Source organism: Ruegeria sp. HKCCA4633 (assembly GCF_013034605.1).
Lineage (GTDB): Bacteria > Pseudomonadota > Alphaproteobacteria > Rhodobacterales > Rhodobacteraceae > Ruegeria.
Genome location: NZ_WQGJ01000016.1, coordinates 1 through 23,017, shown reverse-complemented (window position 1 = coordinate 23,017; position 23,017 = coordinate 1). Strand labels below are relative to the sequence as shown.

The window sequence follows — 23,017 nt, the reverse complement described above, 5'->3', positions numbered from 1 at the left end:
TGCAGAGCTTACTTCAAGCCCGTTGGCGCAACACAGTGCTCTACCCAAATCCAAGGAACCACTGAATGATGAACGCGTTGGCCAAATCCACAAAAAACGCTGAGACTAACGGCAACACTATGAACGCGACTGGCGAAGGACCATAGCGTTGTGTGACCGCAGTCATGTTTGCGATGGCGGTTGGCGTTGCGCCCAAAGAGAAACCAGCGAACCCTGCCGATATCACAGCTGCGAAATAGTTTTTCCCCATCAGACGGAAGACGATGAAAATGATGAACGCTACAGCCGCAATGGATTGCAAGAGCATGGTTGTGATCAGCACGCCAGCGCTGCTGGCAAGGGTCCATAACTCCATGCTCATCAGCGACATTGCCAAGAACACGGACAGGCTGAATTCGGAAATCACGTTCATCGCAGGGGTTCGCGCCGGCCATGAGAGCTTTGGAAGCAGCGGCGGCAACAAGTTCGATAGCAGGATACCAGTTAAAAGGCAGGGTACGAATAAAGGCAGTTTGATCCCCGCCGCCTCAAGTGCTTCGAAGGCTGAATATCCAATTCCAATGGCGACGTGAATCCAGAGCACGCAATTCATCAGGTCAACATGGGTCAGGGTCGATGGTTGGTCGGTGGCTGGTTCCGCAACCGTCGCGACCTCCTCTTCAACGTCCGGGGCACTTGTCAGATCGTTCTTTTGGATGAGAAATCGGGCGATGGGACCGCCCAGAACGCTGGCTAAAATCAGACCAACTGTGGCAGTGGCTATTCCCAGTTCTGAAGCGCCAGTGACTTGATAGCTGTTTTCTATGGTTGGGCCCCAGGCAATGGCTGTGCCGTGACCACCAATCAAAGATGCGGTGCCCAACAGCACACCTGCTTGTGACGGCAAACCGAACACGAGCGCACCAACCATGCCAACCACATTCTGCACGAGCATAAAGGCAATCGTGAGCCCTAGCATGAGCACAAGAAGGGGCCCACCTTTGAGCAGGTCAGCGAAACGGGCGTTGAGACCAACTGTTGTGAAAAAGTAGACCAGCAAGAAATCTCTGGCGCTTAGTTCGTAACTTATCGCCCGGCCCGTGGCCAAAACTACAAGCAGAGCCAGAACGGCGGCCAAGAGGCCTCCGCTGACGGGTTCTGGGATGCTGTACTTGGACAGGACGGCATAGCGACGGGTCAGCCGTGCACCGAGGAAATAGACCAATATCCCAATTGTAACGGCGCCAAAGCTGTCGATTTCTATAGGATCAAGCAATTCCATTGTGTTTTGTGCCCTCGTCCACGCAAGTCAATTTGGTCAGTTGTGCCAGGATTGGTTTGGAACCTTTGAAGTCATCTAGTAATGCGTTGGGATCGCTTACGTTTACCAACGTATTGTCGGCAGACCAACTACTCCCGGCAACTCTTGCAGCAATCTCTGAAAACAAGCAGGCAAAAAACGCCACTAATTGCACCGGAACGAAAGGTGTCTCGAAACACCGTTTCTCAGACATAACGGCGGGTCTGCCATAGATGTTCAGGTGGTGCTCAGTTGAACCGGAATGCTCAGTCGCGGCAATTTCGAATGGCGTTAGAAAAGCGCCAAGCTTCCCCGGTAGATCAATGTCGTTTGTGGCGGCTTCCACCTCTTCAAACAGATGATACGTAACTATTGGGTGGCTATGTGCTTCGGGCTCATCGCACGAGGATCGAGAAATTCCCAAGCGTGTTAGCAATTCATCGGCGTCCGGACAGGCAGTATTCAACGTGCTCAAGAACGGTCGCGCTGACGACAACCGGATCAAGGGCTGCGCAGGGCCACTCATGTTCGACCCTCAGAATGTGCAAGGTTCATTATTCACCTCGTAGCTATTTTTTGGAACCAAAACAGGATTCCGGGATCTGAAAATTTACGCCAAAAGACGCAACTCGGTGACCGAAACTATCATGCATTGCTGATATTCTGATGTCTAAATGTTTTAAGGTCATTCGTTCGTCGGCCCCGGAAAACACTGTCCAGCTGCACTAAAGGCCGGTTGTTCACTAGCAATCAAATTGGACCCCTCGTGTGGGGTTGATCACGTGTAAGTCGACACCGAAATGGTGAATGCCCAAACTTGTGGGCCAGATTCAAAGGCTTTCTGCAAGGAAGTCAGTGGTGCCATGCAGCGTTATGAGCATACCTGCATTGGGTTGTAGATTTGCGATGTGTTTTGCACATACCCACAGAACGGCCATGTCCGGGGTGAGCCGCCAACAGTCGGACATGTGTGTAACTCCAGTGCAAAAGTGTAATGGGAAACCGGCGAATTTCTGCCGGAGCTTAACAGGGCTCTTTTCATAACGCGCATTATCGCCTTAAAACTTCTTCACCACTCAAACCTACACCGAAGTTTCTTGCTAAACAGGACCAGCAAAACGACGATTTGGCCGCTGCTGACCGGCACATCCCGCGCTGTGATTGCGATGGGATTTTTTGCGTTTGTCTCGGCCTGCGCGCAAAGCCCGAGCGACGCGGATCTCGATCCGGAACGTCAGCTAGTGGCGCTTCAAGAGGTCTCGAAAAAACACGCTCGGGGGCAAAGAGTTTGGTGTGTGCCCTACGCACGTACCCTGAGCGGAATCGAAATCCGAGGTAATGCAAAGGATTGGTGGGGGAAAGCACGCAATAGTTTTGCACGAGGCAATGAGCCGGTTGTTGGTGCGGTTATGTCCTTTCGGGCAACGCGCGGTATGCCACTTGGCCATGTGGCCGTGGTGTCTGACATTGTCACCGAACGGGAAGTCATCGTGAATCACGCCAATTGGCACCGTAACAAGGTATCCTTGAAAATGGGCGTCAGGGATGTGTCAAAAAACAACGACTGGACGATGGTCCGGGTCGAAAGCCAGCCGGGCCAGTACGGTAGTTTCTACCCGGTGAATGGGTTTATTTATCCTGGCGGGGCCGAGTAAGCCAATCCGATTTCGCGTCGCGGCCATGTGCGACCCGGCCGATCAACCAGCTTGGGCCGTTAATAGCGGCGGTGCACGCGCTTTTGTGAAACCACGTTTCTTTTCTTTTGGCGCTCACGCAAGAAGACAAACAATCCCGATCCCAAGATCAGCGTGATACCAATTGCGACCGGCAGGTTTGGCAATTCGCCCCAGATTGCCCATCCCCAAAAAATCGCCATTGGAAGGCCGACATATTCAAATGGAGCCACCGTGGCAGCATCTGCCAAACGGTAAGCCTGGCCCAGGCAATAGCCGATGATCGCGGAATTAAACCCAAGCCCGACAAACAACCACCGATCGGTACCTTCTGGCCAGACCCAGGCTCGAAGTAGAAAAACCAGGCTTTCGTTCTCGAACGCTGAGGCGAAACGTCCATCTCCCGCCACCGACCAGAATAACAAGCTGACGACGATGAAACACGTTTGAATGTAGACAGCCATAGCCGAGGCTTTGGATTTTGCGCCAAGTAAGCGGGTAAGCACGTTGTTAAGCGCGTAGGTAAAAGCCGCGACAACCGGAAGGGCGTACATCACCAGGCCAACGTCACGTGTGCCACCGGCCTCCCACGGGCGAGTCATTATTATAACGCCTACGAAACCTACAATTACGGCACCAATTCGCATGGGGCCAACTTTTTCCCCGAGTAATGGGATGCTGAGCAGCGTTATCATCAAGGGCGCGACAAAGAACACCGCAGTCGCTTCGGCCAGAGGCATAACAGCCAAGGCTGTAAAGAACGTCAGATTGGCAACGACGATGAGCGCTCCTCGCAAAAGGTGGAGCCCCGGCTGATCTGTTTTCAAGATTTTCCAACCGCCTTCCATCTGCACCAGGGCCAAACTGAACCCGATTCCGATCAGCGATCTCGTGAATACCATTTGATGCAAAGGGTAACCACCCGACAGAAACTTGATCACCATGTCGTTGACAGAAATTGCCAAAATTCCGATCAGAATGAAAACAATACCAGCTGTCGGGTTTTGCAACTTTTGGCCTTCGGTCATGGAGCGTCCTTTCAAATGGCCACTAACACGGGCCATCTAACGGGTCACGTCACTTTGCGACCCTCTGTGGTCGTAGCTCGCATTCCATGCAGTGTTGGTGCCAGTTTGGGTTTGGGAGAGTGCGCCAGATCAAAACAGGTATTTCGTTTCAAGCCTGGCCCGATGACATCAGGTTTATACGTAACGGAAGTCTAGAAACCGTTGCTCGGTTGCCTCTAACGTCGCGTGGCAGGAAGACAATATGGGCGGCACTGTCGGATGTTCGGGAAAATAGTGAAAACACTTGGCGTTTTGACGTTTGTGGGTGGAGCAGGCTTGATTGGGTACCTGCTTGTCGCGCCACCGGATCTGTTGAAGGTTGGCACAAATTACTCTGCCAAAATCGTCTGTTCGAACGTTTTCATTGCCGGACGAGACCCTGATGAGGTGCTGGCCGTTGATGTGCAGGCACCGGGGCATCCGCTGCTCAAGCAGGTCTCGATCGACGTTGATCAAGAGGCGCAATCGGTGCAAGCGCGGCTGTTTCGGTTCTTTGCCCCGGCGACATCGCAGTTCCGCGAAGGGCTGGGCTGCACCAATGTTCATGATGCGGTCCTGAGTGATCAGTCGTTGGTTCCCCCCAATCGCCCCGCACAAGGCCTTTGGCCAGCAGGCGATGATGTTGCGCTGTCGCAGGACCCGCAGATTCAAAGCATCATGTCTGACGAGGCTTTGCTTGGCGAAGGATATCGCGCTGTCGTGGTAGTTCGAAATGGGCGCATTGTGACCGAGACGTATGCCGATGGGTTCGACGCGCAAACCCCACTGCTGGGTTGGTCCATGACCAAAACGATAACGGCTGGATTGATCGGCACTTTAGTTGAAACCGGTCGGATGAGCCTTGCGGACAATCTGGTCGACAGTTTTCCGGACTGGGCCGTGGATGCGCGCCGGGGCATTACTGTGGCCGATATGTTGTCCATGACCGGCGGCTTGCAATGGGACGAGGAATATGGCGACGTTTCGGACGTCACGCGGATGCTGTATCTCGGTAATGATATGGCTGCCTTTGCAGCGGAACGAGTGCCCGAAGCCAAACCCGGCACAGACTTCAATTATTCCTCGGGAACAACCACGGTTCTTTCGCGGGTGTGGCAGGATAAGCTGCCTGACGGTGGGCTGACATATCCGCAAACGGCTCTGTTTACGCCACTGGGTATGGCCTCGGCGATCCTTGAGACAGATGCCAACGATACGTTTATCGGGTCCAGCTATATGTATGCCACGGCCCGTGACTGGGCCCGGTTTGGTCAGCTTTTGTTGCAAAAGGGAGTTTGGGACGGCGCCCGGATCTTGCCCGAAGGTTTTGTGGACTGGATGGTCGAGCCTGTTGATGCCTCGGACGGGCGCTATGCCAAAGGGCACCTTTGGTTGGAAGCCCCCGGAGATTTTCCACCGTTCGAAGATGCCTATTGGCTGCAGGGGCACGATGGTCAGTTCATCGGCGTTTTCCCCTCGCATGACATGGTTGTTCTACGGATGGGTCTGACGCCATCCCGGTTTGGCTACTCTTCCTTGCCGTTGGCGCAGGCGTTGATTACAGCCTTTGGGGACGATTCGTCTTAACAGACCTCTTCATCCCGCGCTTGCGATGGTAACGACCTTGGCAGGCTGCAACCGGCTCAGGACACCGGGTCGCAGGTCTGGGGCTTGCATGCGGCGCAGTTTTAGTATACCGCCGCATACAAATTGAAAGTGCCGGCCTTTTGACTGCCGGTACACCCAGCTAAATGGTCGGACCCGTCATGAGCCTCTATACTGATTACCTGAATGAAATCGAAACCCGCAAAGAGCAGGGCCTGAGCCCTAAACCCATCGATGACGGGGCTTTGGCGAAGGAAATCATTGATCAGATCCGTGATCCCCAGAACGACCATCGCGCAGACTCGCTGAACTATTTCATCTACAACACGCTGCCCGGCACAACCAGCGCGGCCGGCGAAAAGGCTAGCTTTCTGAAAGAGATCATTCTGGGCGAAGCTGACGTCGAAGAAATCTCGCAGGACTTTGCGTTCGAACTGCTGTCGCACATGAAAGGTGGCCCCTCGGTCGAGGTTCTTCTGGATCTTGCGCTGGGTGATGATGCTGCAATCGCAGGCAAGGCAGCCGAGGTATTGAAAACGCAGGTCTTCCTTTATGATGCGGACACAAACCGTCTGAAGGCCGCGCTTGAGGCCGGCAACACAATCGCGCGGGACATTCTGGAAAGCTACGCCAAGGCTGAGTTTTTTACCAAGCTGCCTGACATCGACGAAGAAATTGAAATCGTCACATATGTGGCTGCCGAGGGCGACATTTCTACGGACCTTCTGTCACCAGGCAACCAGGCGCATTCGCGTGCTGACCGCGAATTGCACGGCAAGTGCCTGATCTCGGAAAAGGCGCAGCAGGAAATCCAGGATCTAAAGCTTCAGCACCCCGGCAAACGCGTCATGCTGATTGCTGAAAAGGGTACCATGGGTGTAGGTTCCTCGCGTATGTCCGGCGTGAACAATGTGGCGTTGTGGACGGGTAAGCAGGCCAGCCCATATGTGCCCTTTGTCAATTTTGCCCCAATTGTTGCGGGTACAAACGGCATCTCTCCGATCTTCCTGACCACCGTCGGTGTGACCGGCGGCATCGGTCTTGACCTGAAAAATTGGGTCAAGAAGGTGGACGAAGACGGCAACGCGATCCTGAACAACGATGGCAACCCGATCTTGGAAGAAAAGTATTCGGTCGCCACAGGCACAGTTCTGAAGATCAACACCAAAGACCACAAGCTGCTGAGCGAGGATGGCGATGAGCTGGTTGACGTGTCCTCGTCCTTTACCCCGCAAAAAGTGGAATTCATGAAGGCCGGGGGCTCTTACGCCATTGTCTTTGGAAAGAAGCTGCAAACATTTGCGGCCGAAACGCTGGGCGTCGAAGCGCCTTTGGTCTTTGCTCCGTCCAAAGAAATCAGCCATGAAGGTCAGGGCCTGACCGCTGTCGAGAAGATCTTTAACAAGAACGCGGTCGGCACAACGCCGGGCAAGACCCTGCACGCCGGATCGGACGTGCGCGTGAAGGTCAACATCGTTGGGTCGCAGGACACCACTGGCCTGATGACCATGCAAGAACTTGAGGCGATGGCAGCTACTGTTGTGTCCCCGATTGTTGATGGGGCTTATCAGTCCGGCTGTCACACTGCGTCGGTCTGGGACGCCAAGGCGCAAGCCAACACGCCGCGTCTGATGAAGTTCATGAATGACTTCGGCCTTGTCACCGGTCGTGACCCGAAAGGCGTCTATCATTCGATGACCGACGTGATCCACAAGGTGCTGAACGACATCACAGTGGACGACTGGTCGGTCATTATCGGCGGAGATAGCCACACGCGTATGTCCAAAGGTGTGGCCTTTGGGGCCGACTCGGGCACCGTGGCGCTGGCACTGGCAACGGGTGAAGCATCGATGCCGATCCCGGAATCGGTCAAGGTGACCTTCAAGGGCCAAATGGCGGATCACATGGATTTCCGCGACGTGGTTCACGCCACACAGGCGCAGATGTTAGAACAGCACGGAGATAACGTCTTCCAAGGCCGGGTGATCGAGGTTCATATCGGTACGCTGTTGGCGGACCAAGCGTTCACCTTCACCGACTGGACGGCCGAGATGAAGGCCAAGGCTTCGGTCTGTATCTCGAATGACGAGACCCTGATCGGTTCGCTGGAATTGGCCAAGTCACGCATCCAGATCATGATCGACAAAGGCATGGAGCATGAAAACGGCATGCTGCAAAAGCTGATCAACATTGCTGATGCGCGTATTGCTCAGATCAAGTCTGGTGAAAAACCGGCGCTGCAACCCGATGATAACGCAAAATACTTTGCCGAGGTTGTTGTGGATCTGGACCAGATCAACGAACCAATGATCGCTGACCCCGACGTGAATAACGCCGATGTCTCTAAGCGGTACACCCACGATACGATCCGCCCGATTTCATACTACAACGCTGAAAAGCATGTGGATCTGGGCTTTGTCGGCTCTTGCATGGTGCATAAGGGTGACATCAAGATCGTTGCCCAGATGTTGAAGAACCTAGAAAAGGAAACCGGTAAAGTCGAATTCAAGGCACCGCTGGTGGTCGCGGCCCCGACTTACAACATCATCGATGAGCTGAAGGAAGAAGGCGACTGGGAAGTGCTTGAAAAATACTCGGGCTTCGAGTTTGACGACCTGTTCCCAAAACAGAAGGCGCGCACCGAGTACGAGAATATCCTGTATCTCGAACGCCCCGGCTGTAACCTTTGCATGGGCAACCAGGAAAAAGCCGCCAAGGGTGACACTGTTCTGGCCACCTCGACCCGTCTGTTCCAGGGCCGCGTCGTGGCCGATGCACCCGACAAGAAAGGCGAAAGCCTGCTGGCCTCGACCCCGGTTGTGGTGTTGTCTGCCATTTTGGGTCGGACGCCCAATATCGACGAATACAAGACCGCTGTTGAAGGCATCGACCTGACTAAGTTCGCGCCTTCGGTTGAAAAACCAGCTGGCACGAAGTCGGCGCACTTCTAAACACGGTTTTTTGAAACCAAGCATGGATCGCCCGGGCGCCACTTCAGATGACCGGGCGTTTTTTGTAGTGACGGCCATGACCGATTTCAAACGGACGCCCGTCGCCCCTATAGTATCGGTAAAGGTCCTCGGGTCTTGGTTTGCCGAAGAACAAAATTGCTTCGGGTGTCGCGAACAAGACCAGATTTCAACAAACGTTGCATGATAAACACCTCCAGATCCTCGGGCGTCTTGGCGTAGACCTTTAGGATGAAATCATGATCCCCGGTGATCGAGGCGCATTCGACGATCTGCGGCTCTGTTTCGACCAGACGCAGAAAATCCGCGATGCTCTTTTCCTGGTGATCTTTGAGCGCGACATGGACATAGGCGATGGCATTCAGGCCAACGGCCTTAGCTGGTACCTGCGCGCGATAACCCGTGACCACTCCGCTTGCTTCAAGATCGCGTACTCGTCGCCAGCATTGCGAGGCCGACAACCCGGTTCGATCTGCCAGTTCCTGCATCGACAGACGTCCACTGATCTGAAGCTCTCGGAGAATATCTATATCAGCAGGATGAAGCATTTGTTTCACTTATTGTCACCAACCGGATTAATTGTTTCATTTTAGTGAAATAAATTCAGTTATCAAAACAAATCCACCGCGCCGGGCGCGGTATCCTGTATTTAAGCAGGAGGAAACGGATGCCCAAATCGACCAAGTACGTTGCCAAGGTCGCTGACGCGCGCGGCCGCATAGCCTATACCGACGAAGAAAACGCTGTCTGGGCCGATCTTTACGCAGCGCAGGCGGATAATGTGCAGCGCTATATGGCGCGCGAATACCTGGACGGGCTTGCCCGGCTGGACTTGCCCAAAACCAAGGTGCCGTGCTGCGCGGATATCTCGGATCGGTTGCTGGACCTGACGGGGTGGCGGGTGCAGCCAGTACCGGCGCTGATCGGTTTCAAGACTTTTTTCGGTATGCTGGCGGATCGCGTTTTTCCCGCAGCTTCGTTTATCCGGTCGCGCGAGGATTTCGACTATATCGAAGAACCGGATATCTTTCACGAGATCTTCGGTCACACCCCATTGCTGAGCGACCCGCGTTTTGCCGCGTTTAGCCACGCCATCGGGCAGGCAGGCCAGCAGGCGACAGATGCGGATTACGCTTGGCTGATCAGGTTGTACTGGTTTTCCATCGAGTTTGGTTTACGCCGCCAGGATGGCCAGATCAAAGCACTGGGATCGGGCTTAGCGTCTTCTCCGACCGAGCTGGTTTATGCCGTGAGCAGTGACATTCCAGATCGGGACCCGTTCGATATCCTAACCATCTTGCGAACACCGTACCGTATCGACATGCATCAGATGGGCTATTTTGTTCTGGATGATCCCGAGGATTTGTTCGAAGCGGCCGAGCGCGACCTTCTGGCCGATATTCGGAACGCGCGTGGTTTGGGGCTGCTGCCCAACAAGTTTCCCGCAAAGGTCGCGGCAGCCGAGTAATCACGCAGTCCACCGTCAGGCGGACAGGTCTTTGTACATGTATGTCGTCGGCTCCAACCTGGGTTCGAACGGGTTTTGGCAATATTTTGGTATTTCCCCCACAATCTGAAACCCAAGGCTTTCGTACAGCAACCGAGAGGGATCGGTGCTGCGTGTGTCCAGCACCAAAGTCGAGCGGTGCAAGTCGCGCGCGCGTTGAAATAGGGTCTCCATCAAAGCGCGGCCATATCCGCGGCGCCTGGCGTTCGGATGAACCAAAAGCTTGGCCACATCGGCACGGTGGGGTTGGTTGGGCATTGCCGCTGGTATCAATTGCGCGGTGCCCACAACGCGTGGACCGTCATACGCTGCAAAGATTTCCAATGCACCTGCGTTCACGCCGGGCCGCACGTTTTGTTGCCAATAGTAGCGCGCGTCTTCTTGGGTGAACGGCAGGATAAAGCCAATACTGGCCCCGTCATGAACACAGGTGTGCAGAATCTCGGTCAGGTCATCCAGTGCCGCATCAAATTCGGATCCGGTTAAACGTGTGATCATACCAGCACCAGAAGATACCGGGCGCCCCGCGTTGTGCCTGTTTCGAACCGGGTCGGGCCAGACAGGTGATAACGCATACAATCCCCTGCGTTCAGGGTGTGTGGTGTTCCGTCGACCGTCAGCGTAAGCGCGCCGTCGACCAGAATGAGGTGATGCTCTTGCCCGGATTTGGGGGGCGTATCATAGGTGATGACCGTGTTCCGAGGCAGGTGGCCTTCCACCACTTCGGCGTTCAGACCATTCGCGGGGGGGGACACTGCACGGCGGGTGTAGCCTGTTTCAGGGTCGCTCCATTCGGCTTGGCGTTCAAACGGGATCTTGGGGTCAAAACTGTCCTCGACCATCATAAGCAGACGTGACATCGGCAAGTCGTAAGCCGCGCAGAGACGGCCAAGGTTTTCTGCCGTTGGGCTTACATCACCTTTTTCCATACGAGATAGTGTGGCACGGCTTATGCCGCTGTGTTCAGACAACTGGTCCAGAGACCACCCGCGCCCGCGACGCAGCTCATTCAGTCGATTGGCAAGGCGATTTGAAAGGGTGTCGAGCATAGGCAGTTAGTAGAAAATTTCTCAGATATGAGAAAAATTATACGAAATAAACAAAATGTAAACAAAAAAGAGCGCGAGAATCTCGCGCCCTTCATGGGTATTAACGATTTGGGCGGTTACTTCCAGCCAACCTCGTTAAAGATCTTTTGCGCTTCGGGGATGTTCTTGGCAACCTCGGACAGGTTCACTTCGTCAGCCTTGAACTCACCCAGGGTGGCAACCGACTCGGCCAATTCGACGCTTGAAACGGCCGGGTATTCATCGTTCCCCGCAGAGAAGTACTGCTGCGCCTGATCGCTTGCCAAATATTCAAGGAACAGGACCGCGTTTTCCTTGTTCGGTGCATGTGCCGCAACGCCGCCGCCCGACAGGTTCATGTGCGCGCCATAGCTGTCCTGGTTGGGGAAAGCCCAGCCGATCATGTCGCGATCCGCCGAAAGACCTTTGACATCTTTGCGGACCGCGCGCGCAAAGTAATACGTGTTCGATACAGCGATGTCACATTCACCCGAAACGATGCCGCGTAGCTGGTCGGTGTCACCCCCCTGTGGATCACGTGCCATGTTGGCGACGATACCTTCTGCCCAGGCTTTGGCCGCATCCGCGCCTTCATGGGTAATGATCGATGCCAACAGGGTTTGGTTGTACGTGTTGGTCGAAGACCGGATGCAGATCAGACCCTTGTATTCCGGCTTGGCCAGATCGGCATAGGTGGCCGGTGGGTTGGTGACGTTTTCCTTGTTGTAGAAAATAATCCGACCACGCTGCGAAAAGCCGAACCACTGATTGTCACTGTCTTGCAGGTTACCAGGAATACGCTCTTCCAGAGTTGCGCTTTCGATCGACTGCAGGATACCAGCGTCCTTGGCGCGCGCCAGACGTGAGGTGTCAACGGTCAGCATTACGTCTGCGGGCGAGTTGGCGCCTTCTGCTTCCATCCGCGCGATCAGCTCGTCGGCCTTGCCTTCGATTCGGTTGATGGTGATGCCAGTGGCCTCTTCGAAATCGGTGTAGAGGCGCTCGTCAGTGTCATAGTGGCGCGATGAATACAGGTTCAGTTCACCTTCAGCGACAGCGGTGGTGGCAACCAATGCCGACAGGGCGGCAGCCAGGCAGGTTGTGGATTTCAGCATAGTGTACTCCAACAATTGAATTTCGTGTCGGAGATTAACCCGACTGTTTTGCTCAATTATACTATTTCACATTGGATGCAAGAAATTCCGACAGTTTTACTTGGTCAAAATGGTCGCAAGTCTGCTTTTCTCTAATTTTCAGGATTCTTTTCACGATAAAGGTGCCAAAAAAACAAAAAAAACCGCGCTCGAAGGCGCGGTTTCTGAAAACGATTTTTCGCAGTTCTTAGCCTTGGCGGGCTTTGAACTTGCGCTGCGTCTTGTTGATCACGTAGACGCGGCCTTTGCGACGCACAATACGGCAGTCACGGTGCCGGTTCTTGAGCGAGCGGAGCGAGTTCTTGACCTTCATGGGTCTGTCTCCAATCTGCGGCGCCTTCATCAAGGACGTGGCCAGCGCCTGGGTTAGCGGGTGCCCCGGAAACCCGGAACAGTGAAACGATGGTGGGCGGTACAAGGATCGAACTTGTGACCCCTTCGATGTCAACGAAGTGCTCTACCGCTGAGCTAACCGCCCACTTTCCCTTTGCGTGCCCAGCCCCATAACGAAATGGGGCGCGGATCACCGCGCCGGTAGCGGGGTCTATAAAAGGAGTCGTTCAGGGGTTCAAGGGGTTTGGAAGAACAATTTTCCAGTCTATGTTGATTACGAACATGGAGAAATCATGCAGAACGCAGCCTTTGTATTGGATATGCCCGAAAACCGCAGTTCATGCGTGGTTTTTTCGTCCCCTCATAGCGGGCGAGAGTATCCGGCGGCCTTTCTGAAGCGTTCGGTTCTGAACCAAAACGTGATTCGTTCATCCGAAGATGCCTTTGTGGATCAACTATTTGCGCCTGCTGCTGAATGCGGTGCGCCATTGATCAAAGCGGCCATGCCCCGCGCATATCTGGATTTGAATCGCAGCCTGGATGAACTTGACCCCGCCCTGATCAGCGGCGCGCGCCGGCATGGACATAATCCGCGGGTCGCTTCGGGGCTGGGGGTGATTCCCCGCGTCGTGGCCAATGGTCGGGCGATCTACAGTGGAAAGCTGACCATGGATGAGGCGCGGCTGCGTATCGACACCTACTGGCGCCCTTATCACGCGAGATTGAAGTCTTTGCTGAACGAATCGCATGAAAAGTTCGGTCAGGCGATTTTGGTGGATTGCCATTCTATGCCGCATGAGGCGGTTTCGATGGCCGGTACAGCCCGCAGCAAGCGGCCCGAAATCGTGCTGGGGGATCGGTTTGGCGCGTCGGCGTCTTCGGAAATTGTGGATCTGGTTGAATCGGCCTTTGTTTCGGCAGGTCTGAACGTGGCGCGCAATGCACCGTTTGCCGGGGCTTATGTCACTCAGACTTACGGACGTCCCGGTCGCCATCAGCATGCAATCCAGATCGAGATCGACCGCGCACTCTATATGGACGAAGAGAGGATCGCACCAAACTCCAATTTCATGGCGTTTGCGAAACTTCTGCGGCAGGTGGTGCGCGAGATTGCCAACATCGGAGCGGACTCGGTTCGTCTGGCGGCCGAATAACCTCAGCGCAGCGCGCGACCTTTCACAATGGCGTCTGAGCCGAACCTTTGGCGGATCTCGTCAGTTGCACGTTCAGCCTGCGATCTGCGGGATGCACCAGGATCAAGCAGATCACCCGACATATCAGCTTGATCAGCCGGGCACAGATCAGACAGGCCGCATCCCAAAAGCCGATAGGGTCCCTGATCACCCACCTGATCGAACAGCCCCTTTGCCGTGCGATAGATCCGGTCGGCAACCTGCGTCGCATCCCGAAGGGACACGCGTCTTGTCAGGGTTTTGTGATTGGCCTTCTTGAGCTTGAGCGTGACAACCCGCCCTGCAAGATCCTTGGCCTTGGCCCGGTCCGAGACTTTCAGGGCCATGCGCCACAGATGTCCGTCTAAAATTTCAGGGTTAGCTGTGTCTTCGAAAAATGTGGTCTCGTTGCTGATGGATTTCATAGGCTCATGGGCCGAGACACGCCGTTTGTCCTGTCCCCGGGCCAGATGCCACAGGCGATACCCCATCGCTCCAAAGCGCGCGGTGAGCGCCTCCTGATCCCACCGCAGCAAATCGTTGAAGCTTCGAATCCCGGCCCGTTCCAGCGACTCTTGCGCTGCGGGGCCAATACCCCAGATCAGCCGCACAGGTTTGTCGTTCAGAAAATCTGCCGTCTCGGCTTTGCCGATCACAGAGAAGCCGCGCGGCTTGTCGAGATCAGACGCGACCTTGGCGAGGAATTTGTTGTGGCTCAGCCCGATAGAGCCGGTCACGCCCAACTCTTCCTTCATTCGTTTGACCAGCCGCGCCAGCATGATCGCGGGGGGTACCCCGTGCAATCGCTCGGTGCCGGAAAGATCCATGAATGCCTCGTCCAGAGACAGCGGTTCCACGACCGGCGTCAATTCATCCATCATGGCGCGTATCTCGCGCGATACTTCGGCATACACAGACATGCGTGGTTTGATCACGACGGCTTCGGGGCAGAGTTGGATAGCCTTGAACATGGGCATCGCCGATCGGACGCCGCGTATGCGCGCCACATAACACGCCGTCGATACAACTCCCCGCTTCCCGCCACCTATGATGACGGGCTTGTCCGCAAGCTCGGGATTGTCACGCTTTTCCACTGATGCGTAGAAGGCGTCGCAATCCATATGCGCGATGGACAGGTCAAACAGTTCAGGGTGCGACTTGACCCTTGGGCTGCCGCAGGCTGCACAGCGACGTTCGTTCCTTGAAGGTGTCAGGCAATCTCGGCAAAGACCGGGCATCTGCGTCCTCATGCGCTCCGCAGTTGGCTTGGGGTTTCTTTATAACATTCCTCAACTTCGATCATAGGTCATTGAGGAAAAGAAAACCCCCCGCAATGTGGCGGGGGGAAGTAACGAACCTCAGGAAGAAATGGTCCGTTGGGGAGTAACTTCCCCAAAGAATCGCTAAATTTTTCGGTTTTCGATAGGTGGAAGGCCGTGTCGCCAAAACTCACCTTTTGAATGTGTGTTTTCTGGCACAGGGACGATTTGGCGCGGTTCTGCAAAAAATTGACGCAACGTCAACTTGTTGCGGTGAAACTCGAACACGAAAACCGTCCGAAACACTTGAAATGGTCAGTGCACTTTCAGAGAATTTAACTCGGCCAGAACAGCCTCGGCGGCGGTTTTTGGATCTTCTGCCTGATAAATCGGACGGCCCACGACGATGTGATCCGCACCATTCCGAATCGCGTTGGCCGGTGTTGCTACTCGTTTCTGATCACCAAGTGCTGCGCCTGCTGGACGCACACCGGGGGTGACAATCAGGCGACCGTCGGCCTGAGGCAGTGCGCGGATCAGGGCAGCCTCCTGCGGGCTGGCGATAACGCCATCAGCCCCGGCCTCCAGCGCTTTGGCTGCGCGTTCGACCACCAGGTCCTGCACGTCGCCAGCTTTGATCAGGCTGGCGTCCAGATCGTCGCGGTTCAGCGAAGTCAGGATGGTCACAGCAAGGATTTTCAAATCCTTGCCCGATGCACCTTCTTTGGCGGCGCGCACAACATGTGGGTCGCCATGTACAGTCAGGAAATCCAGATCGAACTGCGCCAGCCCCCGCACTGCGTTTTCAACCGTATTGCCAATGTCGAACAGTTTCATGTCCAGAAAGATACGTTTGTCGTGGTCCTGTTTCAGCTCATTGGCCAAAGCCAGCCCGCCACCCGTCAACATGCCCAAGCCGATCTTGTAGAAGGACACGCTGTCGCCCAGCCGTTCAGCCATGGCCAGACCCTGCAGGGCGTTAGGGACATCGAGGGCGACGATAAGGCGATCATCGGACATGGGGCGCTCCTTTTTGGCAAACGTCTGCCTCCTAGCGGGTTCGGGCGGTTCTGTCCATCTTCGAAGCCGGGCGCGGGCACGTTCATTTTGTGCTATCGTGCCGGGTATTGAGTATTTGATTTCACAGCAAGGGACAGAAAATGAAAAAGCTGGTTGTGCTGGGCGTATTGGTTGCGCTGGCTGCATGTGACGAAACCCCGCCCGAAACACCGGAAACCGGGGCTGCTCCTGCACCCACAAATGATGATCTGCGTCTTGTGGGTGGCTACAGGTCCGAGGATGATTGGTGCCAGCTTACGGGCGAAACGGGTTTTACCGTGGAATTCCTGGACCATACGGCTGATCTGGTGTCATGCCCGACAGGAAGCGCGGCGGCACAGTCCCTCGTGGATGATCTGGGTGCGGTTCAGGTCGCCGAGACCGGAGGTTACACCGTCTACACCATACAGCGCGAATGACGGCGATTTCTGCGTCTTAGCCTCTTGAACCGGCAAAGATATTTCCCAGATTGAATGTGAGGCTTCGACCGATATGTGCCGCCAAGCGGGCATGTCAAAACGGGGCGCTTGGAAAAGGAGAATATCATGGACTTGAACAAGTTCACTGAGCGGGCACGGGGATTCGTGCAGGCTGCGCAGACCATTGCGCTGCGCGAGGGGCACCAGAGGCTGGAGCCAACACATATACTCAAAGCATTGATGGATGACGATCAGGGGCTGGCGAGCAACCTGATCACACGTGCTGGCGGCGCGCCCAACCGCGTGGTCGAGGCGCTGGACGTCGCGATGGGCAAAATCCCGAAGGTCAGCGGCGACGCGAGCCAGATTTACATGGACGGACAGACCGCCAAAGTTCTGGACGAGGCTGAGAAGATCGCCACCAAAGCGGGCGATAGCTTTGTGCCGGTTGAACGGGTGCTGATGGCGCTGTGCATGGTGAAATCCAAAGCTAAGGACGCTTTGGAGGCTGGTGCGGTGTCTGCCCAGAAACTCAATGAGGCGATCAATGACATCCGCAAGGGTCGCACCGCTGATACCGCATCGGCGGAAGAGGGCTATGACGCGCTCAAGAAATATGCGCGCGATCTGACTGAAGCTGCGGCTGAAGGTAAGATTGACCCGATCATCGGGCGGGATGAGGAAATCCGCCGCTCGATGCAGGTTCTGTCGCGCCGCACCAAGAACAACCCGGTTCTGATCGGGGAACCTGGCGTGGGTAAAACCGCGATTGCCGAGGGAATGGCCCTGCGCATCGTCAACGGCGACGTGCCGGAATCGCTGAAGGACAAGAAGCTGCTCGCGCTCGACATGGGCGCGCTGATTGCTGGTGCGAAGTACCGTGGTGAGTTCGAAGAACGACTGAAGGCCGTTCTGACCGAAGTGACCGAGGCCGCTGGTGAGATCATTCTGTTCATCGATGAGATGCATACGCTGGTTGGGGCCGGGAAGTCCGACGGCGCGATGGACGCCGCCAACCTGATCAAGCCCGCGCTTGCCCGGGGTGAGCTGCATTGTATCGGCGCGACCACGCTGGATGAGTACCGTAAATATGTTGAAAAAGACGCGGCCCTTGCGCGCCGGTTCCAGCCCGTGATGGTGACCGAGCCAACCGTCGAGGATACGATCAGCATCCTGCGGGGCATCAAGGAAAAGTACGAGCTGCACCATGGCGTGCGCATCTCGGATTCGGCATTGGTGTCGGCGGCGACGCTCTCGCATCGCTATATCACTGACAGGTTCCTGCCAGATAAAGCCATCGACCTTGTTGATGAGGCAGCGTCGCGCCTGCGGATGGAGGTGGATAGTAAGCCGGAAGAGCTCGACCAGCTGGATCGCCAGATCCTGCAGATGCAGATCGAGGAAGAGGCGCTGAAGCTTGAAGACGACGCGGCCTCGAAGGACCGTCTGGAAACCTTGCAAAAGGATCTGGCCGACCTGCAGGAGAAATCTGCCGAGATGACGGCCCAATGGCAGGCCGAACGCGACAAGCTGGCTGGTGCCCGTGATCTGAAAGAGCAGCTCGACAAAGCGCGGGCTGATCTGGAAATCGCCAAGCGCGAAGGTAACCTGGCCAAGGCCGGTGAGCTGTCCTATGGCGTCATCCCAGAGCTTGAGAAAAAGCTGACCGAGGCCGAAAACGCCGAAAGCAACGCCATGATGGCCGAGGAAACGGTGCGCCCGACGCAGATCGCTGCTGTGGTCGAACGCTGGACGGGTATTCCGACCTCGAAAATGCTGGAAGGTGAGCGCGAGAAGTTGCTGCGGATGGAAGATGATCTGCATTCTCGCGTGATCGGTCAGGATGCAGCGGTGACCGCTGTCGCCAATGCCGTACGTCGTGCGCGTGCGGGGCTGAACGACGAAGGTCGTCCGCTGGGCTCGTTCTTGTTCCTTGGCCCGACCGGTGTGGGTAAGACAGAGCTGACCAAAGCCGTGGCGAATTTCCTGTTCGACGACGACAATGCGATGGTCCGCATCGATATGTCCGAGTTCATGGAAAAACATGCGGTTGCCCGTCTGATAGGTGCCCCTCCGGGCTATGTCGGCTATGACGAAGGCGGTGTGCTGACCGAAGCCGTACGGCGCAGGCCCTATCAGGTTGTGTTGTTTGACGAGGTCGAAAAAGCGCACCCTGATGTGTTCAACGTGCTGTTGCAGGTTCTGGATGATGGCGTTCTGACCGATGGTCAGGGCCGCACCGTGGACTTCAAGCAGACGCTGATCATCCTGACCTCGAACCTCGGCTCTCAGGCGCTGAGCCAGTTGCCCGAAGGTGCGGACAGCGCGCAAGCGCGGCGTGACGTGATGGATGCGGTCCGGGCGCATTTCCGGCCCGAGTTCCTGAACCGTCTGGACGAGACCATCATCTTTGACCGGCTCAAGCGGGCCGATATGGATGGCATCGTTGATATCCAGATGGCGCGTCTGCAGAAACGACTGGCTGCTCGCAAGATCGAGCTGGTGCTGGACGACGGTGCCAAGGAGTGGCTGGCCAATGAAGGCTATGATCCGGTCTTTGGCGCGCGTCCCTTGAAGCGTGTGATTCAGCGCGCCTTGCAGAACCCGCTGGCCGAAGCGCTGCTGGCCGGCGAGATCAAGGATGGAGAGACCGTTCCGGTGACCGCCGGAACCGATGGTCTGATCATAGGCGACCGTTTGGGCACGTCAGACCGACCTCGCCCGGATGATGCCGTGGTGCATTGATCAAAACGGAAAGAGAGACCCGCTGTTTCAGCGGGTCTTTTTTCAGCATCTACCATATATCAATGCCTGATGTTCCATTGCGCCCATAAACCTCTGGGCTGCCGAGGTGGCGGTATGGTCAGACCTGCGTTGTAGCTTTGCTCCAGAAGGGCTTCGCGACGTTCTTCTGACCCTGTGGATCCACAGAGGATTTCCAGCTTGCGGGGCGAGAACCCAAAACATCCGAATGTGCCCTGTGTCCAGAGGGTTTCCATTGCATTCAGATATCCGGCGTCCTCCATTTCGTCGGATCGCGCGCCAGCGGGTATCAGCAAGACCCCGGATCTGGGCCGTTGCAGCGATTTTTCGCGATCATCCAACTGATCATATGCCCAACCCCATGACCAGACGCGGTCAACCCAACCTTTCATCATTGACGGCATTCCCCACCATAAAAGCGGAAACGCGAGACAGATAGCATCCGAGCGAGAGATACGTTCTTGCTCGTATCGTATGTCTGCAAGTGGTGCGGACGCCGAATCCCCCTCTATGTCCGCCACAGTCCAACGCGGATCGAATTCCTCGGCATGCAAGTCAGCAAATTCTGTCGTGTGACCGGCTGCCTTCGCACCATCCATGAACATCCGCGCTGCGGCGGCGGTAAATGAGTTTGGGTCTGGATGGTCAAGGACGGTCAGGATGTGCATGATCGGGACTTTCTGATTCAATCTGGCTTTCCCGAGGCACCTTGATTGCTCAAGGTACCTTTAGGTCAAGCAGAACATCCTGACAGCTGGGGATCAGTTCAAAACAGGCTCACCATCAGGGTGAGCCTTAATTTTATTTTGTGCAGTTTTTTACACTAGCGCAAAAATCCGCGCTGGGCCGCCAGTACCGCCTGCGTGTTTTGGCGCGCCTATGACCAGCGTCGCGCCGGATGGCGGCACCCGATCCAGATTGGCCAGGCATTCAATCCCAAACCGGCCTGAAGGCAGCCACGCATAATGGGTGGCAAAATCTGCCGACATGCCGTGATCCAGCGACAGCGTATCCACAGCAATCGACCGCGCGCCGGTATCTTCCATCAGCATCTGCGCCGCTTCGACATGAAAGCCGGGATAGTGCTGCGCTTCGCCATCGAAGTTGCGGAATTCATCTGTGGCTGTTTTTCCGCCCCAGCCGGAATGCATCGCCACGCAGGCACCGTCAGGGATGTCTCCGTTCGCCGATATCCATGCCTTCAGATCGTCTGGCGTGACTCGTGTGTCTGCGTCCTCAGCCGCGCGGGCGGCGATATCGACTACACATAATGGCGCGACCAGGTCGTTGACCGGGATCTCATCGACCGATGTGCCATCCGCGGAAAAGTGCAGCGGGGCGTCGATATGGGTGCCTGTGTGTTCATTGATCGACAAATTGAACAGGTTGAAACCGTGATCTGCAAAGTTGAAAGCCTGTTCTGCCGAAATGCCAGGGTCACCGCCCCATGTCGGAAATTCCGGGCTGAGCGTGTGGGTCATATCCTCGATGCCGCCATGTCCTGCGGCCAGCGATGCGGGGGCCGTACCACCGGTTGCGACGGCGGCAACGCCTGTCGCAGCTGCAGCTTTGAAGAACCCGCGCCGAGACAGCATCCTGTCCTTGACGGCATTCATTACACAGATGTCACACATAGTTCTTCCTCCCTTTTGCGGCGAAACGGCTACAATAACAGACAAGCAACGCGCAGGAACGCGTGCGATGCCTGCGTGACAGAGTGCAGTCCGGTAGGCGCTTTTGTAAAGGTTTCCGATAAATAGCTCGGCCAAAGCAGTCGAAAAGAAGAGCTGAACAGGCAGAATGCTCCGGTCTTTTCGAGGCGTCCGATTTGAGAACGTTACAGTCACTTCGCTCAATCGTTACGCCTGTTTCGCTGGCGCTGTGCTATCAGCGCATTAAGTCAAGACTGACACGTGGACACGACGGAGACATACATGGCGCATCGCTGGACCAATACTTTGACACAAGCCGACGTCACGCCAAAGGCGGCGTTCCTGAACCGGCGGCAGGTGATGGCCGGTCTGGCAGGTGTTGGGCTAACCGCGATGGCGCGCCCGGCTGCAGCGCAAGACGCGTTGGAACCGAATACATGGGAAGAGATCACGAGCTACAACAACTATTATGAGTTCGGGACCGGAAAAGATGACCCTGCTAAGTATGCCGGTTCTCTTGTGACCGAACCCTGGAGCGTCAAGATCGACGGCTTGGTGGATCGCCCGGGTGAGTATGACTTTAAGGATATTCTGTCTGAGATGACCATCGAAGAGCGGATCTATCGTTTCCGTTGTGTTGAAGCGTGGTCAATGGTCATTCCGTGGAACGGTTTCGAACTCGCCGACCTGCTGAATATGGCCGGAGTTCAGGAGAGTGCGAAATATGTGGCCTTTGAAACCGCGTACCGCCCGGATGAGATGCCCGGAACACGCTTCCCCATTCTTGAATGGCCGTATCGTGAAGGCTTGCGTCTGGATGAGGCGATGCACCCTCTGACGTTCATAGCCACCGGAATTTACGGGAAAACGATTCCGAACCAGAATGGCGCGCCTTTGCGTTTGGTGGTTCCGTGGAAATACGGGTTCAAGTCGATCAAATCGATCGTGCGCATCACGCTGACCGATGTAGAGCCGCCCACAAGCTGGAACATGTCGAACCCCCGCGAATACGGGTTTTACAGCAATGTGAATCCGAAGGTTGATCATCCGCGTTGGTCTCAGGCGTCCGAGCGTCGCATTGGCGGCGGTCTGTTTGCCAAACGAATCCCCACTCTCATGTTCAACGGCTACGAGGAAGAGGTCGCCAGCCTGTATGAAGGCTTGGATCTGGCCAAAAACTACTAAGCCCATGCAGGCCGTGAACCAGATATTCCGCCGTATTCCGGTATGGGCCATTTACCTGCTTGGCGCGCTACCTGCGCCCTGGCTGTTTTACCTCGGCCTGTCCGGGGGGCTGGGTATCGACCCGATCGAAGCGCTGGAGCATCGCTATGGCGAACTGGCCCTGCAACTTTTGATCGCTGGTCTGGCAATCACGCCCCTGCGCCGGATTGCGGGTCTGAACCTGATGAAGTTCCGGCGCGCGATTGGAGTGCTGACATTTTCATATGTCAGTCTGCATCTTCTTGTTTGGCTGATCTTGGATGTACAGCTTCCCAGTCAGATTTGGGCGGATATTCTCAAGCGTCCTTATATCACGGTCGGCATGGCGGCCTTCCTTCTTATGGTGCCGCTGGCGGTGACTTCCAACAATTGGTCGGTGCGCAGGTTAGGGACGCGTTGGCGCAAGCTCCACCGTTTGGTGTACCCAGTCGCTCTGTTGGGTGCCTTACACTTCGTGATGCTGGCCAAAGGGTTCCAGATCGAGCCGCTTGTCTATCTGACGATCATTCTCACACTTCTTGCCTTGCGTTTGCCGACTCCAAGACTCGTTTCCGGAAGCAAAACTGCAGACTCCGCCTGAATCGACGCCGAGTCTGTGGGTAACCGTGTGCATAAGGGGGCAGGGCTCTGAAGTTTCGAGTGTTCTTGGCTGGTTTAGGCGGTTTTGGGCGAGAGAATTCCATCATATCTAATTGATTTTAAGTATAAAAATCTGCATCAGAGAAAAACTTTTGATTTTTTGTTTTTTTGGGTTGCGGGTTTTGGGAGTAAACCTTAGAACCCCCTTCACCGGCGCTGCTGAGGCGCTGGGACGCTGCGGAAGCGGCGGTGACACA

The 23,017-nt window shown here is 55.6% G+C and carries 22 protein-coding genes and 1 tRNA gene; 9 read left to right on the top strand and 14 right to left on the bottom strand.

All coding sequences use genetic code 11. From position 1 onward, the window contains the following. Positions 1–40 precede the first annotated feature (40 nt). The 3 genes from gltS to GOV85_RS21140 form a co-directional block, all read right to left on the bottom strand. Positions 41–1,261: a sodium/glutamate symporter gene (gene gltS / locus GOV85_RS21150; protein WP_171181927.1), complete on the bottom strand. Its 1,221-nt coding sequence runs from the start codon at positions 1,259–1,261 to the stop codon at positions 41–43. After that, positions 1,248–1,805 (bottom strand): hypothetical protein, encoded by a 558-nt coding sequence (locus GOV85_RS21145; protein ID WP_171181925.1) that lies wholly within the window; start codon positions 1,803–1,805, stop codon positions 1,248–1,250. Before GOV85_RS21145 ends, gltS begins: the two co-directional genes overlap by 14 nt. Before the next feature lie 304 nt (positions 1,806–2,109). Then, on the bottom strand, positions 2,110–2,247 hold the full coding sequence (locus tag GOV85_RS21140) for a hypothetical protein (protein WP_171181923.1): 138 nt from the start codon (positions 2,245–2,247) through the stop codon (positions 2,110–2,112). A gap of 129 nt (positions 2,248–2,376) precedes the next feature. On the opposite strand from GOV85_RS21140, the gene GOV85_RS21135 reads away from it, so the two are divergent. Beyond that, complete coding sequence (locus GOV85_RS21135) at positions 2,377–2,934, top strand: CHAP domain-containing protein (RefSeq protein WP_245223323.1); 558 nt, start codon at positions 2,377–2,379, stop codon at positions 2,932–2,934. Positions 2,935–2,993: 59 nt separating this feature from the next. Here the strand turns inward: GOV85_RS21135 and GOV85_RS21130 are convergent, their stop codons facing one another. Further along, positions 2,994–3,980: a DMT family transporter gene (locus tag GOV85_RS21130; RefSeq protein WP_171181922.1), complete on the bottom strand. Its 987-nt coding sequence runs from the start codon at positions 3,978–3,980 to the stop codon at positions 2,994–2,996. 273 nt (positions 3,981–4,253) lie between these two features. Between GOV85_RS21130 and GOV85_RS21125 the strand changes: the two genes are divergently transcribed. Both GOV85_RS21125 and GOV85_RS21120 read left to right on the top strand, forming a co-directional pair. Continuing rightward, the gene (locus tag GOV85_RS21125; protein ID WP_217358305.1) at positions 4,254–5,585 is read left to right on the top strand and encodes a serine hydrolase; all 1,332 of its coding nucleotides are present in this window, start codon (positions 4,254–4,256) and stop codon (positions 5,583–5,585) included. 179 nt (positions 5,586–5,764) lie between these two features. Next, complete coding sequence (locus GOV85_RS21120; RefSeq protein ID WP_171181917.1) at positions 5,765–8,554, top strand: bifunctional aconitate hydratase 2/2-methylisocitrate dehydratase; 2,790 nt, start codon at positions 5,765–5,767, stop codon at positions 8,552–8,554. 107 nt (positions 8,555–8,661) lie between these two features. Here the strand turns inward: GOV85_RS21120 and GOV85_RS21115 are convergent, their stop codons facing one another. After that, entirely contained in the window at positions 8,662–9,120 is a 459-nt protein-coding gene (locus GOV85_RS21115) for an Lrp/AsnC family transcriptional regulator (protein ID WP_171096703.1), read from the bottom strand. 53 nt (positions 9,121–9,173) lie between these two features. Here GOV85_RS21115 and GOV85_RS21110 point away from each other — a divergent pair, with 53 nt between their 5' ends. Continuing rightward, positions 9,174–10,040 carry a phenylalanine 4-monooxygenase gene (locus tag GOV85_RS21110; RefSeq protein ID WP_348540161.1) on the top strand — a complete coding sequence of 289 codons (867 nt, stop codon included), beginning with the start codon at positions 9,174–9,176 and terminating at the stop codon, positions 10,038–10,040. Positions 10,041–10,055: 15 nt separating this feature from the next. On the opposite strand, the gene GOV85_RS21105 is transcribed toward GOV85_RS21110, so the two are convergent. The 5 genes from GOV85_RS21105 to GOV85_RS21085 form a co-directional block, all read right to left on the bottom strand. Next, entirely contained in the window at positions 10,056–10,577 is a 522-nt protein-coding gene (locus tag GOV85_RS21105; protein ID WP_171181913.1) for a GNAT family N-acetyltransferase, read from the bottom strand. Beyond that, on the bottom strand, positions 10,574–11,128 hold the full coding sequence (locus GOV85_RS21100) for a helix-turn-helix domain-containing protein (protein ID WP_171181911.1): 555 nt from the start codon (positions 11,126–11,128) through the stop codon (positions 10,574–10,576). The genes GOV85_RS21105 and GOV85_RS21100 overlap by 4 nt, the downstream gene beginning before the upstream one ends. A gap of 116 nt (positions 11,129–11,244) precedes the next feature. Continuing rightward, positions 11,245–12,261: a Fe(3+) ABC transporter substrate-binding protein gene (locus tag GOV85_RS21095; RefSeq protein ID WP_171181909.1), complete on the bottom strand. Its 1,017-nt coding sequence runs from the start codon at positions 12,259–12,261 to the stop codon at positions 11,245–11,247. Positions 12,262–12,487: 226 nt separating this feature from the next. Further along, a complete protein-coding gene (gene ykgO / locus GOV85_RS21090; RefSeq protein ID WP_008755722.1) occupies positions 12,488–12,613 on the bottom strand; it encodes a type B 50S ribosomal protein L36 in 126 nt (41 codons plus the stop codon). A 90-nt stretch (positions 12,614–12,703) separates the two neighbouring features. After that, a tRNA-Val gene (locus GOV85_RS21085) sits at positions 12,704–12,778 on the bottom strand. Between the two features lie 148 nt (positions 12,779–12,926). Between GOV85_RS21085 and GOV85_RS21080 the strand changes: the two genes are divergently transcribed. Continuing rightward, on the top strand, positions 12,927–13,787 hold the full coding sequence (locus tag GOV85_RS21080; RefSeq protein WP_171181907.1) for an N-formylglutamate amidohydrolase: 861 nt from the start codon (positions 12,927–12,929) through the stop codon (positions 13,785–13,787). A 2-nt stretch (positions 13,788–13,789) separates the two neighbouring features. Here GOV85_RS21080 and GOV85_RS21075 read toward each other — a convergent pair whose 3' ends face one another. Beyond that, the gene (locus tag GOV85_RS21075; RefSeq protein ID WP_171181959.1) at positions 13,790–15,043 is read right to left on the bottom strand and encodes a DNA polymerase IV; all 1,254 of its coding nucleotides are present in this window, start codon (positions 15,041–15,043) and stop codon (positions 13,790–13,792) included. Between the two features lie 336 nt (positions 15,044–15,379). Beyond that, positions 15,380–16,084 carry an orotidine-5'-phosphate decarboxylase gene (pyrF, locus tag GOV85_RS21070; protein ID WP_171181905.1) on the bottom strand — a complete coding sequence of 235 codons (705 nt, stop codon included), beginning with the start codon at positions 16,082–16,084 and terminating at the stop codon, positions 15,380–15,382. Between the two features lie 140 nt (positions 16,085–16,224). Between pyrF and GOV85_RS21065 the strand changes: the two genes are divergently transcribed. Then, the gene (locus GOV85_RS21065) at positions 16,225–16,542 is read left to right on the top strand and encodes a hypothetical protein (protein ID WP_171181903.1); all 318 of its coding nucleotides are present in this window, start codon (positions 16,225–16,227) and stop codon (positions 16,540–16,542) included. 126 nt (positions 16,543–16,668) lie between these two features. Next, on the top strand, positions 16,669–19,287 hold the full coding sequence (gene clpB, locus GOV85_RS21060; protein WP_171181901.1) for an ATP-dependent chaperone ClpB: 2,619 nt from the start codon (positions 16,669–16,671) through the stop codon (positions 19,285–19,287). A gap of 59 nt (positions 19,288–19,346) precedes the next feature. On the opposite strand, the gene GOV85_RS21055 is transcribed toward clpB, so the two are convergent. Beyond that, entirely contained in the window at positions 19,347–19,994 is a 648-nt protein-coding gene (locus tag GOV85_RS21055; protein ID WP_171181899.1) for an NAD(P)H-dependent oxidoreductase, read from the bottom strand. Between the two features lie 129 nt (positions 19,995–20,123). Then, positions 20,124–20,939 carry a cyclase family protein gene (locus tag GOV85_RS21050; protein WP_171181897.1) on the bottom strand — a complete coding sequence of 272 codons (816 nt, stop codon included), beginning with the start codon at positions 20,937–20,939 and terminating at the stop codon, positions 20,124–20,126. A 300-nt stretch (positions 20,940–21,239) separates the two neighbouring features. Here GOV85_RS21050 and msrP point away from each other — a divergent pair, with 300 nt between their 5' ends. Next, entirely contained in the window at positions 21,240–22,142 is a 903-nt protein-coding gene (gene msrP / locus GOV85_RS21045) for a protein-methionine-sulfoxide reductase catalytic subunit MsrP (RefSeq protein WP_171181896.1), read from the top strand. Between the two features lie 4 nt (positions 22,143–22,146). Next, entirely contained in the window at positions 22,147–22,761 is a 615-nt protein-coding gene (gene msrQ / locus GOV85_RS21040; RefSeq protein ID WP_171181893.1) for a protein-methionine-sulfoxide reductase heme-binding subunit MsrQ, read from the top strand. Positions 22,762–23,017: the final 256 nt, after the last annotated feature.

What these genes read in the sequence shown, in the direction of transcription:
- msrP (WP_171181896.1), top strand. Translation starts at nt 21,240, where the DNA reads ATGGCGCATCGCTGGACCAATACTTTGACACAAGCCGACGTCACGCCA.
- GOV85_RS21130 (WP_171181922.1), bottom strand. Translation starts at nt 3,980, where the DNA reads ATGACCGAAGGCCAAAAGTTGCAAAACCCGACAGCTGGTATTGTTTTC.
- pyrF (WP_171181905.1), bottom strand. Translation starts at nt 16,084, where the DNA reads ATGTCCGATGATCGCCTTATCGTCGCCCTCGATGTCCCTAACGCCCTG.
- GOV85_RS21080 (WP_171181907.1), top strand. Translation starts at nt 12,927, where the DNA reads ATGCAGAACGCAGCCTTTGTATTGGATATGCCCGAAAACCGCAGTTCA.
- GOV85_RS21105 (WP_171181913.1), bottom strand. Translation starts at nt 10,577, where the DNA reads ATGATCACACGTTTAACCGGATCCGAATTTGATGCGGCACTGGATGAC.
- clpB (WP_171181901.1), top strand. Translation starts at nt 16,669, where the DNA reads ATGGACTTGAACAAGTTCACTGAGCGGGCACGGGGATTCGTGCAGGCT.
- msrQ (WP_171181893.1), top strand. Translation starts at nt 22,147, where the DNA reads ATGCAGGCCGTGAACCAGATATTCCGCCGTATTCCGGTATGGGCCATT.
- GOV85_RS21145 (WP_171181925.1), bottom strand. Translation starts at nt 1,805, where the DNA reads ATGAGTGGCCCTGCGCAGCCCTTGATCCGGTTGTCGTCAGCGCGACCG.
- GOV85_RS21100 (WP_171181911.1), bottom strand. Translation starts at nt 11,128, where the DNA reads ATGCTCGACACCCTTTCAAATCGCCTTGCCAATCGACTGAATGAGCTG.
- GOV85_RS21120 (WP_171181917.1), top strand. Translation starts at nt 5,765, where the DNA reads ATGAGCCTCTATACTGATTACCTGAATGAAATCGAAACCCGCAAAGAG.
- GOV85_RS21065 (WP_171181903.1), top strand. Translation starts at nt 16,225, where the DNA reads ATGAAAAAGCTGGTTGTGCTGGGCGTATTGGTTGCGCTGGCTGCATGT.
- GOV85_RS21075 (WP_171181959.1), bottom strand. Translation starts at nt 15,043, where the DNA reads ATGCCCGGTCTTTGCCGAGATTGCCTGACACCTTCAAGGAACGAACGT.
- GOV85_RS21140 (WP_171181923.1), bottom strand. Translation starts at nt 2,247, where the DNA reads ATGTCCGACTGTTGGCGGCTCACCCCGGACATGGCCGTTCTGTGGGTA.
- GOV85_RS21050 (WP_171181897.1), bottom strand. Translation starts at nt 20,939, where the DNA reads ATGTGTGACATCTGTGTAATGAATGCCGTCAAGGACAGGATGCTGTCT.
- GOV85_RS21115 (WP_171096703.1), bottom strand. Translation starts at nt 9,120, where the DNA reads ATGCTTCATCCTGCTGATATAGATATTCTCCGAGAGCTTCAGATCAGT.
- ykgO (WP_008755722.1), bottom strand. Translation starts at nt 12,613, where the DNA reads ATGAAGGTCAAGAACTCGCTCCGCTCGCTCAAGAACCGGCACCGTGAC.
- GOV85_RS21095 (WP_171181909.1), bottom strand. Translation starts at nt 12,261, where the DNA reads ATGCTGAAATCCACAACCTGCCTGGCTGCCGCCCTGTCGGCATTGGTT.
- gltS (WP_171181927.1), bottom strand. Translation starts at nt 1,261, where the DNA reads ATGGAATTGCTTGATCCTATAGAAATCGACAGCTTTGGCGCCGTTACA.